At 34.2% G+C, this 13,964-nt stretch carries 13 protein-coding genes and 1 pseudogene; 7 read left to right on the forward strand and 7 right to left on the reverse strand.

What is annotated here, in order from left to right; translation table 11 throughout:
- Nucleotide 1: 1 nt before the first annotated feature.
- Nucleotides 2-481 carry a gliding motility lipoprotein GldH gene (locus tag ACPWTF_RS12060; RefSeq protein ID WP_095930250.1) on the reverse strand — a complete coding sequence of 160 codons (480 nt, stop codon included), beginning with the start codon at nt 479-481 and terminating at the stop codon, nt 2-4.
- Nucleotides 465-1,871, reverse strand: a complete 1,407-nt coding sequence (locus ACPWTF_RS12065) for a PSP1 domain-containing protein (protein ID WP_427875604.1) — start codon at nt 1,869-1,871, stop codon at nt 465-467. The genes ACPWTF_RS12060 and ACPWTF_RS12065 overlap by 17 nt, the downstream gene beginning before the upstream one ends.
- Before the next feature lie 431 nt (nt 1,872-2,302).
- Here ACPWTF_RS12065 and ACPWTF_RS12070 point away from each other — a divergent pair, with 431 nt between their 5' ends.
- The 6 genes from ACPWTF_RS12070 to ACPWTF_RS12095 are packed head-to-tail and all read left to right on the forward strand — an operon-like array spanning nt 2,303 to nt 8,409.
- Entirely contained in the window at nt 2,303-3,484 is a 1,182-nt protein-coding gene (locus ACPWTF_RS12070) for an ankyrin repeat domain-containing protein (RefSeq protein WP_427875606.1), read from the forward strand.
- Nucleotides 3,485-3,502: 18 nt separating this feature from the next.
- Entirely contained in the window at nt 3,503-4,855 is a 1,353-nt protein-coding gene (locus tag ACPWTF_RS12075) for an ankyrin repeat domain-containing protein (protein WP_427875607.1), read from the forward strand.
- A gap of 19 nt (nt 4,856-4,874) precedes the next feature.
- The gene (locus ACPWTF_RS12080; protein WP_427875608.1) at nt 4,875-5,417 is read left to right on the forward strand and encodes a hypothetical protein; all 543 of its coding nucleotides are present in this window, start codon (nt 4,875-4,877) and stop codon (nt 5,415-5,417) included.
- 43 nt (nt 5,418-5,460) lie between these two features.
- Nucleotides 5,461-6,525 carry an ankyrin repeat domain-containing protein gene (locus ACPWTF_RS12085; RefSeq protein WP_427875609.1) on the forward strand — a complete coding sequence of 355 codons (1,065 nt, stop codon included), beginning with the start codon at nt 5,461-5,463 and terminating at the stop codon, nt 6,523-6,525.
- A gap of 60 nt (nt 6,526-6,585) precedes the next feature.
- Nucleotides 6,586-7,338: a hypothetical protein gene (locus tag ACPWTF_RS12090; protein ID WP_427875610.1), complete on the forward strand. Its 753-nt coding sequence runs from the start codon at nt 6,586-6,588 to the stop codon at nt 7,336-7,338.
- Between the two features lie 27 nt (nt 7,339-7,365).
- Complete coding sequence (locus ACPWTF_RS12095) at nt 7,366-8,409, forward strand: XAC2610-related protein (protein ID WP_427875611.1); 1,044 nt, start codon at nt 7,366-7,368, stop codon at nt 8,407-8,409.
- Nucleotides 8,410-8,463: 54 nt separating this feature from the next.
- On the opposite strand, the gene ACPWTF_RS12100 is transcribed toward ACPWTF_RS12095, so the two are convergent.
- The 5 genes and pseudogenes from ACPWTF_RS12100 to ACPWTF_RS12120 form a co-directional block, all read right to left on the reverse strand.
- A complete protein-coding gene (locus tag ACPWTF_RS12100; RefSeq protein WP_427875612.1) occupies nt 8,464-8,694 on the reverse strand; it encodes a ferredoxin in 231 nt (76 codons plus the stop codon).
- Complete coding sequence (locus ACPWTF_RS12105; protein WP_427875613.1) at nt 8,694-9,935, reverse strand: peptidase U32 family protein; 1,242 nt, start codon at nt 9,933-9,935, stop codon at nt 8,694-8,696. The genes ACPWTF_RS12100 and ACPWTF_RS12105 overlap by 1 nt, the downstream gene beginning before the upstream one ends.
- A gap of 222 nt (nt 9,936-10,157) precedes the next feature.
- Nucleotides 10,158-11,516 (reverse strand): rhodanese-related sulfurtransferase, encoded by a 1,359-nt coding sequence (locus ACPWTF_RS12110; RefSeq protein WP_427875614.1) that lies wholly within the window; start codon nt 11,514-11,516, stop codon nt 10,158-10,160.
- A gap of 178 nt (nt 11,517-11,694) precedes the next feature.
- Nucleotides 11,695-12,213, reverse strand: a pseudogene (locus ACPWTF_RS12115) (polyphosphate kinase 2 family protein); the annotation flags it as partial.
- A 37-nt stretch (nt 12,214-12,250) separates the two neighbouring features.
- Nucleotides 12,251-12,646 (reverse strand): hypothetical protein, encoded by a 396-nt coding sequence (locus tag ACPWTF_RS12120; RefSeq protein WP_427875615.1) that lies wholly within the window; start codon nt 12,644-12,646, stop codon nt 12,251-12,253.
- A 259-nt stretch (nt 12,647-12,905) separates the two neighbouring features.
- On the opposite strand from ACPWTF_RS12120, the gene ACPWTF_RS12125 reads away from it, so the two are divergent.
- The gene (locus ACPWTF_RS12125; protein WP_427875616.1) at nt 12,906-13,907 is read left to right on the forward strand and encodes an efflux RND transporter periplasmic adaptor subunit; all 1,002 of its coding nucleotides are present in this window, start codon (nt 12,906-12,908) and stop codon (nt 13,905-13,907) included.
- Nucleotides 13,908-13,964 lie beyond the last annotated feature (57 nt).

Here is a 13,964-nt window from a genome sequence, read left to right on the forward strand (position 1 = left end):
TCTAATCTTTTTGTTCTATTCTAAAACCAACGTCTGTAATTCCTTGCAAAGCTTCAACACCTGGAATTTTACCCGATTGTCTAACCGCTTGTTTGATGTGAACTTTGTATTTCCCTGTAAACTTCACATCTTCTTTGTAATAAAGCTTACTTTCTTTTATGTCAGAAAATCCATTTCCTAACAATGTTCCATCTGGCTCTGCCATTTGGTATTCTAATGTATCCACTTTTGTAAAACCGCTTGGAGTTTCTAAAGCTACAATCAAAAACAAATTATTAAACGGATAATTGTTATTGTCTCTTATGTTTACAAAGAGGTTGAACTTTTTCGTAGAATCTAAAACTGGCAGATCAAAGCTCACAATACTGTCTTTGTGCCAAGCACTTCCAACAGATTTGTATTGATCAAATACTCTTTTTTTATCACAAGAAAAAAGAAGTATGGCTACCAAAAGAAGAATTCCGCTATTTTTTATTCTCATTTTTAGTATTCGTTATTGGTTTTCTAGGTTCAGCAGCAGGTTTGTTTTCATTAGAATTTGGCTTATTCGGATTGTTCTTATTCGAATTAAGCTTTTTCTTATGATTTTGCTTATTTGGATTATTCTGATTATTTGGCTTATTTCCATTGCCATTGTTTGCATTACCATTGTTCGGATTGCTATTTCCTGCTGGTTTAGCCTGGTTTACATTTTTCTCCTGCTGTGGTTTTGCTGGAGTTGCAACGGTAGCCGCCTCTGCATTTTGCTTGCGCTTGCGATTTGGTTTTTTCTTTCTTTTTGGCTGGTCAAAACGAGTTAAACTTTCTTGACCCATTGCGTTATTGAAATCTTTTTCTGGCTCTGCAACTACTTCAACAGCAAAATCTTCTAGAGAAGAAACTTTATTTTTATGTTTATTTTCTGCAATGATTTCTTTTACCTGATCAATTTTTAAAACATGCCAGTTTGCGAAATTGTTTGTATACGCAAACCACATTAATCCTTTAAAAATATCTTGTTTTTGGCAAACAGCATCTCCTTTTTCTGTGATTAGCTTGGTATCGTAATCCGGAAAATCTTTTAAAGCGTCCATGTAAGTGTCTAACTCATAGTTCAAACAGCATTTTAGTTTACCGCATTGTCCCGCTAATTTTTGCGGATTCAACGATAATTGCTGATAACGAGCTGCTGATGTATTTACACTTCTGAAATCGGTTAACCAAGTCGAACAGCAAAGTTCGCGTCCGCAAGATCCAACTCCTCCTAAACGAGCGGCTTCCTGACGGAAACCAACTTGTTTCATCTCTACTCTAGTACTGAACTCCTTAGCAAAATCTTTAATCAGCATTCTAAAATCGACACGATCATTTGCTGTATAGTAAAACGTTGCTTTAGATCCGTCACCTTGAAATTCAATATCCGAAATTTTCATTTCCAGTTTGTGCTGAATCGCCAATTCACGTGCACGAACTTTCATTGGTTCCTCACGATCACGCGCTACAGACCAGATATCTATATCTTTTTGAGATGCTTTTCTGTAAATTTTTGGAACCTCATTACTTTCGTAATTCACTCCTTTTTTCTTCATTTGAATCTTTACCAATTCTCCTGTAAGAGTCACAATTCCAATATCATGTCCTGGCGAAGCAACAGTTGCTACAATATCGCCAATACTTAAAGTTAATTTCTCTGAATTTCTAAAAAATTCCTTACGTCCGTTTTTAAAACGAACCTCAACACAATCAAAAATCGCCTCTCCATTAGACGGACTCATGTTCGAAAGCCAGTCAAAAACCGTCAATTTATTGCAGCTATCGGTGCCGCAAGTCCCATTATTTTTACAACCTTTTGGTGCGCCACCATCTGAGGTTGAACAACTTGTACATGCCATAATTATATATGTAGTGCTGCCAGAATGCAGCTTAAGTTCATAAACGTTTGATCGGTAAAGATAGTATTTTTTTTATTTGGCTATTTATAGATTAGTTCTAAAGGGGTGTTAAATAAAAAATGACCCTATTTTTTAAAATAATAGTTTTAAAATTCTCTGCTAAAAATATTTTATTTCTTCTCTAAATAAAAATCTTACTCTGTTTGTTTTATGATTTATTAAGCTCGTTTTCACTTTTTTCAAAAAATCAGACCAAAAAAAAACCAAAAATCTCTATTTGGTCTATTTCTTAACATAAAAAGCCATTTTTAATTTTTATCCTGAAATATATTTCTCATTTTTATGTTTTATCTTACACAATGTTTGTGAAGCCACTAATTACAAGCCAAAATTGTGAGTAAAACTTTTAATCATTTTTAAATATATTTCGGATGTCAACACAAAACCAGATTGAAAATTTCCTTTTTCAGGGAAAATTTGACGAGGCCAGAGAATGCCTAAATAACGGAGAAAACTTTAACGATCAATATCTTAAAAATAATTTTTCTCAAATATCCGCCAAAATTATAGAATCCAAAGAGATTGATTTCATTGAACGACTGATAAAAGCCGGCTTTATTGAAACCGATATTTACGAATTGGACAGTTTTGATAAGTCTATATTTAACCCACTTTCCCGAAATATAAAAAATGACGAAGAATCTCTTTCTTTCTTCAAAGAGATAATGTCAAAAGTCGATAATGTTAATGACGAAATCAGCGATCAGACTTTATTGGGTTATTTTATAGAAAAAGAAGCGGCTCCAGAAGTCATTAAAAGCTTAATAGAAGATTTTGGATGCAATGCGCAATACCTAAACAACGCTCAGGAAAATCTAATTCACAAAATCGTGAACAATTATTCTTTAAATGCTGAAAAAGGCAAAGAATATATTAAAATACTTCTCGAAAACGGGGTCGACATCAACGAGAAAAATGTAGTGGGTACAACACCGCTGATGTACGCTGTAAAAAGAAACAAAAAAGAATACATTCCGACCTTATTAGAAAACGGAGCAGATCCTAACGAAAAAGACAATCAGGAAAATAGTTCTTTCTATTACGCGGTTGGCGAGCAGTTTTCTATTCCGATGTACGAACTTTTAGCCGAATCCTCTTCAGCAGATTTCAGCAGCATCAATAAAGACGGAAGAACTTTATTGACTGAATTTATCCGAATGATGTCTGATTCGGAGAATGATCTCAATTCTTTACAAAGACTATTGTCAGATGGTGCCGACTTAAATCACTGTGCCCAATATTACGGAAATCCGAAATCAGGCATCGATTATATTGCTGAGAAAAAATCGGGTATTTTAAAATCGGCATTAGATAGCGGGGCAATTGATGTTAACGAACAAGACAATCAAGGCAATACCATTTTGCACAAAGTCTGCGCCTATAATGTGAATTATGATGCTGAAGCAGCAAAAGAAATTTACAGAAAAGTAAAACTGCTTTTGGAGAATGGTGCAGATAAAGAGATTACAAACGATAAAGATGAAACTGCTCTTACGCTTGCTTCTACAGACAATTTGAAAGTTAAAACTGTTGAGCTTTTAATGAAAGCCTAAATTTAAAATCACAATTCTATGTCAATGTCATTTATAATTGCCTGTGAAAACGGCAACCGAAAAATAGCTGAATTACTACTTCAAAATAAAGAAGTAGAGGTAAAATATACCGACGAAAAAGGAAGAACAGCCTTGCATTATGCCGCACACAGAGGATATTTGGATATTGTAAAACTATTAGTTGAAGATGGAGCCGATATCGACTATGAAGATCATGCAGGAGAAACGCCTTTATTCTTTGCTTGTCTGCAAAAGCAAAAGCAGACTGCTTTGTTTTTGTTGGAGAATGGCGCCAAAGTTGAAATCAACGATAAAAACGGTAACAGTCTCTTACACTTGACTGTACAGACGGCTCAAGTAGAAATTGCAACAAAGTTGCTTGAAGCAGGAATTGATGTTAATTTACTGAATAACAATGGAGAAACTCCGTTGTTGTTGGCTTCTGCAAAACTAAACCGTGAAATAATCCAATTGCTTTTAGATAAAGGTGCCGACATTAATGCGACCGATAAACAAGGTAATACGCCGTTACTTTACGCATGTTATACAAAGTCATTGCCAATGGTAACGTTACTCTTGGACAACGGCGCGGGTATCAATCATACGAATCATTCTGGGGAAAACGCGCTTTTAATTGCATGCTACGAAACTAATAGAATGTTAGCTAAATTATTGATTGAAAGAGGTTCAGATGTATTCACTTCAAGTAATAATGCATACTCTCCTATTTGGTACGCTTGCGCAAATAATCAAAAGGAGATTGTGGCATTGTTTTTAGAAAATGGCGTCGATGTGAATTACAGCAAACCAGTTGCCAATGATACTTCTTCAATGAATGATTATCTAGATTGGATTGTCAGTGCAACCAATATTTCTAACGAATCTAGTTTTACCTTAAATAATTCTTATACTTACGGAGGAGAAAGTCTTCTACATGTTGCAACCAAAAAAGGCAATCTGAGTATGGTAAAACTACTAATTGAAGCTGGAGCAAATATCAATATTCAAGACGAATCCGGAAATACACCCCTTCACTACAGCGCTGCAAACGGAAAGAAAGATGTTGTAAAATATCTATTAGACAATAAAGCCGATGCTTCCATCGTAAATGTAAAAGAGCAAAAAGCAATTGACTATTCGAATGTAAAAGGTTTCAATGAAATTACAGAATTGATTTTGAAATATGCTCCTTCTGGAACTACCGTAAATCCAATAAACACTGTACCGCAAACCGAAGCTCCAAAAGCAGACACTTCAAATTCGATGGAAACAAAGAAAAAAGCATTACTAGACTTAAGAGAGCTTTTAGATGCTGGAATTTTAACTTCGGAAGAATTTGATATTGAGAAAAGTAAAATTTTAAAAGGATAAATAATAAATAAACTCACAAATGAAAAAAATCTTAAATGCCACGACTCTATTTTTAGTATTAATTGCCTCGAGCATAGTTTCTACATCTTGTACCAACCTTTCGCCAGAAAAAACCTTTGAAATTGCTGCTTTAAATTCGAATTTATTGTCTCGTTTTGGAAGCAAAGAAATCAATGAAAAACTGCAATCGGAAGCACAAGTTTATGATGAGAGTCAAAAAAAGATGGTTCCTTCTTCTTACTACGATGCTTTTAAATATGATATTACCAATCTAGAAATACGTTTTCAAACTATTAAAGATATTGCTGAAGACGATGATAATAAAGAACTTCTTCAGGCTTCAAAAGATTTATTTTCTTATGCAATTGCCAAACAAAAAGAAGGCTATTTGCCGATTGCTAAACTAAAAGACGAAAAAGCTTCACCAGAGCAAATACAAAAAGCAATCTCAGATTTTGACGCCTCAACCCAAAGTGAAATCGATGCAAAATTTGCAAAACTGATGAATGCAGCAAAAGCTTATGTTGAAAAGCATAACATTAATGCTAAAATTGGGGTCTGAAATCAAATCTCTTGACAAATGATTTTAAAAAGGAACAAAAAGAATGGCAAAGAAAAAGAAAACGCTTCCGAAAAATTTTAGCGAATTAATTGAGAAGAAAGACATTGAAGCTTTGAAAGCTGTTTTTGGCACCTGCGAATTGGACGCAAGAGGCGGTTACGGAAAAACAACCGCTTTAAGCTTTTGGGGTATTCCCGATGAGCTTATAATTTGGTTAGTAGAAAATGGAGCAGATTTAGAAGCGGTTGACACTTATAACCGTACTGCATTGCATCAAAACGCGATGATACGAACTGGTAAGGTTTCAACTTTATTAGAACTCGGTGCCAATATACATGCAAGGGACAATTATGGAGATACGCCTTTGCATTTTGCAAGTGGAAGCGGCTTTAATGTAGATGCTGTCCAAAAACTGATAGCATCTGGAGCAGATACCAATGCATTGAATACCTACAAACAAACTCCTTTGGAACGTGCTTTGGTTAGAGCAAATAATATTGATCTTAAAAATTTGGCCGAGATATCAAAAATACTTTTAAAATCTGATGTCGAAATAACTCAGTCCATGAAAGATGCTGTTGTTCGAAGAGGAGAAGATTTTGAATTTCATAGGGAAAATTTCAACAAAGATTATTTAGAAGAGACAGATAATGCATTAAAGCAACTTTATGAAATGTATAATGTTCCGCCTGTAAAAAGACGTACTCTGCATGACGGTGTTTCTCTTATTTCTGTAACTGGCACAACCTGGGAAAAGCAATTCGAAGAACTATGGGAACTTTTAATACCGTCAAAGGGCAGTTCAAAAACCATACAAGGCGAAGTCGTGCGCATTTCAGGAAAAGTACGCGATGAAATATATAGAAATGGCGGTGGAAATTGGAATATCGATTTTAAAAAAATGTTAGATGCCTTTTTTATCCATTTGTCCTCGAACAATTCACTGTCTGAAAGCGAATTGGCAAAAGTAGATTTGATCATAAAGGATGTTCGCAAATATGGAGACGCAGAAATCGATGAGCTTAATTTTTTATGCGAACTCGCAACTAAATGGGTTCTTGCCAATACGACACCCATTTTGCTAAACGAACCAAATTACAAAAGATAAGATTATAAAACATTTTGAACGATACAAGAGTGTTTTTCTTATGAAATCTAAAAAAATATTATGATTAGAAACTTACTTATTACAGTCCTTATTTTACTATTCACTGGACTTTCAAGTTGTAACAAAAGCAAAGAAAAAACCGAATCTTCTCAAGTTACAGAAATTCCAACTATTCCAGAAGTTTTTGAAACAGATACAGCTTCAATCGAAATAAAGAAAAAACCTGAAGATTTTATTCCGAAAGGATATGTTCCTTTTGATACCATTAAGGGAGATTTTAATAAAGACGGACTGGAAGATTATATTCTAATCATTAAAGGAACTGATAAAAGTAAAGTCATTCAGCATGAATATCGTGGAGAGTTAGACCGAAACCGCAGAGGAATTATTGCTCTATTGAACAAAAATAACGGCTACGAACTGGCTGCTAAAAACTATGGCTGCTTTTCTTCTGAAAATGAAGATGGAGGCGTTTATTATGCTCCCGAACTTGACTTTGAAATAAAAGACGGAAAATTATACATAAACTATGCTCATGGAAGATACGGTTATTGGCAGTATACTTTTAGATATCAAAATTCAGATTTTGAACTAATTGGTTATGATGCAAGCAGTAATCGAGGACCTATTGTGCTTACACAAACCAGCATTAATTTCCTTACTCGAAAAAAGATTGTAGATCAAAACATCAATGAAAACACTTATGATGAGGATGAAATTTTTGAAAAAAGCGAAAGTAAAATCAAAAGAACAAAACTTCTTAAATTATCTGAAATTAAAGATTTTGATGAGCTTGATCTTTTTGACGAATAATTTCATGATCCTTATTCTGAATACAATATGAAAATAAAGTTTTACTTCGTCATTTTTCTACTTGCGCAAAGCTATATTACAAATGCACAAAAAGCTTATGTCGTTAATGATTTCTTGAAAGGCTATACTTTGTATTTTGCCAAACAAACTAAGAATTCGAAAACAGAAGAATATTATAGGCTTACAGAGAATCAAACAAAGAAAACGGTACTCGAATATGGTTCTAAGCAACTTTCTAAATCGGAACTAAGCAAAACAGCCAAAATCACGACATTCAAAAGTATTCCTGAATCTAATATTCGCGTTTTAGGAGATGTCAACTTTGACGGACGTACCGACGTTATCATTTTTAACAACGAGAAAAATGACGATGAAGGTTGTTATACACCGCAAGCAACAGCGTACATATTTATTAATATGTCAGATTCTTTTGTGTTAAGCAATAGTATTAGCGACTTGTATTACAATTCCTTTTGTGTAAGAGGTGGAGGATTTGAAATTGATGCTAAAAACAAACGTCTTATAACCTCAAGCAGCGGCGGTGCAGCCCTTCATGTTTGTTCCTATTATAGCGTTTCTGGTTTGGAAGCTAAAGAAGAATGCACTTTTGAGGAAGATGGATATTCTTTTCCGTTTTTAAAAATAACAGGCAAAAAACGAAAAGGTAATGATTTCATACCTTTTTCGACTTTATCTGTTTACGAACCAAACTTAGAAAAAGTAGTTTCTTTTGATACTAAAAATGGTAAGGGGCGCATAATTTTATTTAAACATAACGGTATTTTGTATTATGCATTTCGGCAAAACGATGAATATAAATTTGTTTCGTTTGCCCACCCATCAAGTCCTGAAAAAGCAGACAAAGCAGGATTTAAATTTCGAAAACAAAATACAGCTTATGAATTGGAATTTAATAGTGGCAGCATAAAATATATAATTTATGAAAGTGCCACAGACATTGGAATCAAAATTTATGTAAACGGAAAACTATCTGATTGGCAGGGAACTTCTAAAAAAGGAAGTTTGTCTTTACTATCAAACACTACTTTCAAAAATATGGTTAAAGAATAAATTTACTTTAATAAAAAAGAGCTGCATTTTGCAGCTCTTCCGTTTTTATATATTCTATGTTTCTTTAACCGTAATAATCTTCACTGGACAAGCTTTTGCTGCGAGTTCACAACTTTCTACAATGGAATGATTTGGAGATTTTAAAGTAAAAAATCCTTTTGCATTCTGCGAATGAAGCAATACCGATTTTCCGTCTTTTTTCGACATCTGAAAATGAACTGGATCCATTTCGACGCAATAATTACAACCAATGCATTTGTCTCTCTGTAAAGTAATAATAACCATTATGCCTCAACAATTTTATATAGCTTGTCCGACATTCTGATTCTAAACGGAAGCTTCAAAGTACAATCGTCTCCTTTTGTTGCTTTTTCTGCTGTAAGATCGTTCACAAACATCTCATCGATAATCATTTCCTGAGCTCCTGTACTTGGCACTGTTACCAAAATTTTATCTCCGACTTTAATATCGTAAGCTTCAATTTTGAATTGTCCCACTTCGGCTTTTGGGAAATAATGCATTCCTTTTCCAACATAAACTTTCTTTTGAGTTGCCGCAGATCCAGGAATATCGCTCCATTCTCCTAATTCTTGTCCTAAATAATAGCCTGACCAAAAACCGCGATTGTAAACGGTATTCAAAGCTTCCATCCAAACTGCTGTTTTCTCTTTTGAGAAAGTACCTTCGTAATATGCATCGATCGCTTCACGATAGGTTTTAATGACCGTTGCGACATATTCTGGCGCACGACCTCGACCTTCGATTTTTAAAACCTGAATTCCAGAATCAATCACTTGATCTAAGAAATCCAAAGTACATAAATCTTTTGGCGACATCATGTATTCATTATCCAATTCGATTTCGAAACCCGTTTCTTGATCGATAACTGTATATTTTTTTCGGCAATTTTGTTTGCAGGCACCACGATTGGCAGAGGAATTTTGTGAATGTAAACTCAAATAACATTTTCCTGAAACTGCCATACACAAAGCTCCGTGACCAAAAATTTCGATTTCTACTAAATTTCCGTTCGGCCCTTTAATCTGATCTTTTTCTATTTGTTCTGTGATTTTCTTTACTTGACGTAAACTCAATTCACGGCTTAAAACCATCGTATCAGCAAATAAACTATAGAATCTAATGGTTTCGATGTTCGTTACATTCAATTGGGTCGAAATATGAACTTCCATTCCGATCGATCTTGCCATTGCAATTACAGCTTGGTCTGATGCAATTACAGCAGTAATATTAGCATCTTTAGCTTTTGTCAATAATGTTTTTACAACAGATAGATCGTGATCGTAAATAATGGTGTTTAAAGTAAGATAGCTTCTAACATTTTTTTCTTCACATCGATTAGCTATTTCTTTTAAATCTTCAATAGTAAAATTAACGGTAGATCTTGCACGCATGTTGAGTTGTTCAACACCAAAATACACAGAATCACAGCCATTATCTAAAGCAGCTTGGAGCGACTCAAAGTTCCCAGCGGGAGCCATGAGTTCAATTGTATTGTTAATCGTCATTTTTGATTTATTATTCAAATGACAAAAATAATATGGGTATCGATTAGATTCCTATGATTTATATCATAGTCTATGTTTTAAAAATTATTCGTAACAAATTAATATAGCCCACGATTGAAACCGTGGGCTATATTTATATTGATTTTTGATTGCCCAAATGGCACGAATCTATAATTTGGTAAAATACGGCTCCGACATTTTAAATTAGGATTTTAAAAATCGCTAATTTACAATTTTATACAATTTATCTGACAAACGAATACGAAATGGAACCTCAAAAGTAACCTTATCACCAACTTTTGCAGATTGAGTTTCTGCGCCGTTAACAATGATTTTGTCTAAAACCAATTCCTGATCTCCAGTAGTTGGACCAGAAATAAGGATTTTATCACCACTGTTTAATTCTTGATTTTCTATAGTGAATTGTCCAACTTGTGCTTTTACATAATAATGTTCAGCTTTCCCAAGAAGTACTTTTTTTACTTTTACTTTCTGACGAATGTCGGCTGATTTTTGTGCCGTTGCCAAAGCAGTTTCTGGCAGTTCGCCTGAATGTTTGAATTTTAGATTTTCAGATTTTCCTTTTCGAAATACTTTATTTCCAACTTGTTTTCCAGTTCTTAAACGAACTTGGTCAACCAAAGGCATATGTATGATATCCAAGCATTCTGTTGAACAGCAGTTTTCCATTGCCGCTTTACATTCATCACATTGAATAAACAATAAATGACAACCATCGTTTTCACAATTTGTGTGGTTATCACAAGGTTTTCCGCATTGATGGCATTGTGAAATAATATCATCTGTAATTCTTTCGCCTAGACGATTATCAAATACGAAGTTTTTACCAATGAACTTGCTCTCTAGACCTTCTTCTTTTAATTGTTTAGCGTAATTAATAATTCCGCCTTCTAATTGATAAACGTTTTTGAAACCTTGGTGTTTAAAGTAAGCACTTGCTTTTTCACAACGAATACCTCCAGTACAATACATTACTAGATTTTTATCGTCTTTGTGATCTTTAAGCTGATCGTTGATAATTGGCAAACTCTCTCTAAAAGTTTCAACATCTGGTGTGATAGCGTTTTTAAAATGCCCTACTTCACTTTCGTAATGATTTCTAAAATCAACCACAATCGTGTTCGGATCATCTAAAATCTCATTGAATTCTTTGGCTTTCAAGTGAACACCTATATTGGTAACATCAAAAGTGTCATCGTTTAAACCGTCTGCAACAATTTTGTGACGCACTTTGATTGTCAATTTTAAAAACGAATGGTCATCGTGTTCTACAGCTTCATTCAAACGAATGCCTTTCATGAAATCATAAACTTCAAGAGTGGTTCTAAAAGCCTCCAAATTTTCGGCAGGAATACTCATTTGAGCATTTATTCCTTCACTGGCAACATAAATTCTTCCCAGTGCATCTAATGCATTCCAGGCAATGAATAAGTCGTTACGAAATTTTTGTGGATCTTGAATTTTGGCATACGCATAGAAAGACAACGTTAGTCGTTGTTTACCTGCATCATCGATCATGATGGCTCTTTCTTCTGCGCTCAAAGTGTTATACAGTTGCATGCTATAAACAGTTTTAAGTTAAGAATATATGTTTTTTTTAGATTTTTCTCTAAATCTGCCGCAAATTTAGGGTTTATTTTGAGATTAAAAATGATCTTGCCCTAATTATCTGGTTTTTTTAACATCTTACGAAATCAAAAACACTCTATTTCAACAGATCTGAATAATTAATTATTGCCTATTCTTCTAACAATGCTCTTTTAACCTCATTAAGTTCAGCAATTTTTTCTGCACTTACTTTAGGATATTCCAAATCCATTTCGTCTAACGCATGAATTATTGCAGAAGCAATTGCAATTCGAGCATACGATTTATCGTCGGCTGGAATTACGTACCAAGGTGATTTTTTGGTCGATGTATTTTTGATTAATTCTTCGTACGCATTCATATAATCATTCCAATAGCCTCTTTCTTTGGCATCGGCTGCACTAAATTTCCAGTTTTTATCAGGATTGTCAACCCTTTCAATAAATCTTTTCTTTTGTTCTTCTTTAGAAAGGTTTAGAAAAAATTTAATAACAACCGTTCCGTTTCTATTAAGGTATTTTTCAAAGTTTCGAATATCTTCAAAACGATCTTCCCAGATGTCTTTAGTAATCAATTTTTCAGGAATCTTTTGACCTCTCAATATCTGTTCATGAACACGAACTACTAATACTTCTTCATAATAAGAGCGATTAAAAATTCCAATTCGGCCTCTTTCTGGAAGATGTTTCTGGCAGCGCCATAAATAATCATGGTCTAATTCTTCTGAGCTTCGTCACTTTAAAAGAAGAAACCTGACAGCCTTGCGGATTTATACCCGACATGACATGTTTGATCGCGCCATCTTTTCCGGCTGCATCCATGGCTTGAAAAATAATAAGAACCGACCATTTATCTTGTGCGTACAAAATATCCTGCATGGCAGCAAGTGCTTTGACTCCCATTTTTAATATTTTTCTAACCTGTGTTTTATCTCCTTCTATAGAGTAAGAAGTTGGTTTGTCCTTTAATGTGAAGTTCTTATCGTCTCCAACACAATATTGCTCAGAAAATTTTTTTGCCCGATGTAATAATTCCTTTTTATTTAATTTTTTTAAATCATCATCATCTTCTTTTCGGTGTTTTTTCTTGTTATTTTTTGACATGATTACAAAAGTTTTTGAATTATTATTTCTTGTTCATTGAATAATCTATTCTTACAAAAATGCAGTTTATCGGCAATAAATGGCCTTTCATCCTACTTTGTATTACTAACTGATAAACAGACAGATGGAATTTTAACTAAAATTAACAAAATTCGCACAATATTTAACCACCTAACCAAAAAAACGCTAACTTAGCTAATGCACATTATTGGTTTTTAATTAGTTGTATTTAATGAATTTTATCTAAAAGAATTTAACAATGAACAAAATCTACTCCTCAGCAATCTTACTAAGTCTTTTGATGCTTTCTTGCAAAAAAGAAACACCACAAAGCCCCAAACCATTAGAAATTTCAGTTACAACAGTTTTACAGCAAGATGTAAATTTAGAATCTGAATATACGGGGCAGACTTTTGGTCAATCGGATATACAAATTAACCCACGAGTTGATGGTATTATTGAAAGTATGAATTTCAAAGAAGGAAGTTTTGTTAAGAAAGGACAAGTCCTTTATACAATTGATCCTTTGCCATATAAAGCAAAACTTAACGAAGCGCAAGGAATTGCGGCAGAGTCGCAGGCAAGATTATCTAAGACCAAATCAGATTTGGACATGATTACTCCGCTAGCCAAAATGAATGCGGTGAGCCAGCGCGAATTAGTTTCGGCAAAATCAGCATATTCTGCTTCATTAGCTCAAATAAAAGCTTCTGATGCTTCTGTACAAAATGCTAAAATCGAATTGGGTTATTGCCAAATTTTAGCCCCAATTTCAGGATTAATCGGTATTTCTAAAGTTCGTGTTGGTGATTATGTAAGACCTGGTGCGATGTCTATTTTAAACACTATTTCTGATCTTGGCGATGTGAGAGTTCGGTTTACTATAAGCGAACAGGAATTTCTGCGCCTCTTTAGAGAGTTTAGCAAACCAAATTCTGCTTTAAAAGCCTCTGGTGCTACTGTCACTATAAAATTATCTGATGGTTCTACTTATCCAGAAAAAGGAAAAGTAAGTTTTGCCGACAGACAAATCGACCCTTCTACGGGAGCTATCACATTTGAAGCAGCATTTCCTAATCCTGATAAATTACTTCGTCCGGGTCAATATGTAAAAGTCTCTTTGCTTACCGACATTCGCAAAGAAGCCATTGTAATTCCGCAACGAGCTGTTATCGAAGTTCAAGGAATCTATCAGGTTTATGTAGTGGGCAATGATAATAAAGTTCAAATGCAGATTGTAAAACCAGGTCACTTCTGTTAAAAACGGTTATATTATTGAAGAAGGATTAAAACCAGGTGATAAGATAGCCATGGGAGG

Origin of the sequence: Flavobacterium sp. MMS24-S5 (genome assembly GCF_050320125.1) — a bacterium.
In the GTDB taxonomy this organism is placed as follows: Bacteria; Bacteroidota; Bacteroidia; order Flavobacteriales; family Flavobacteriaceae; genus Flavobacterium; species Flavobacterium tyrosinilyticum.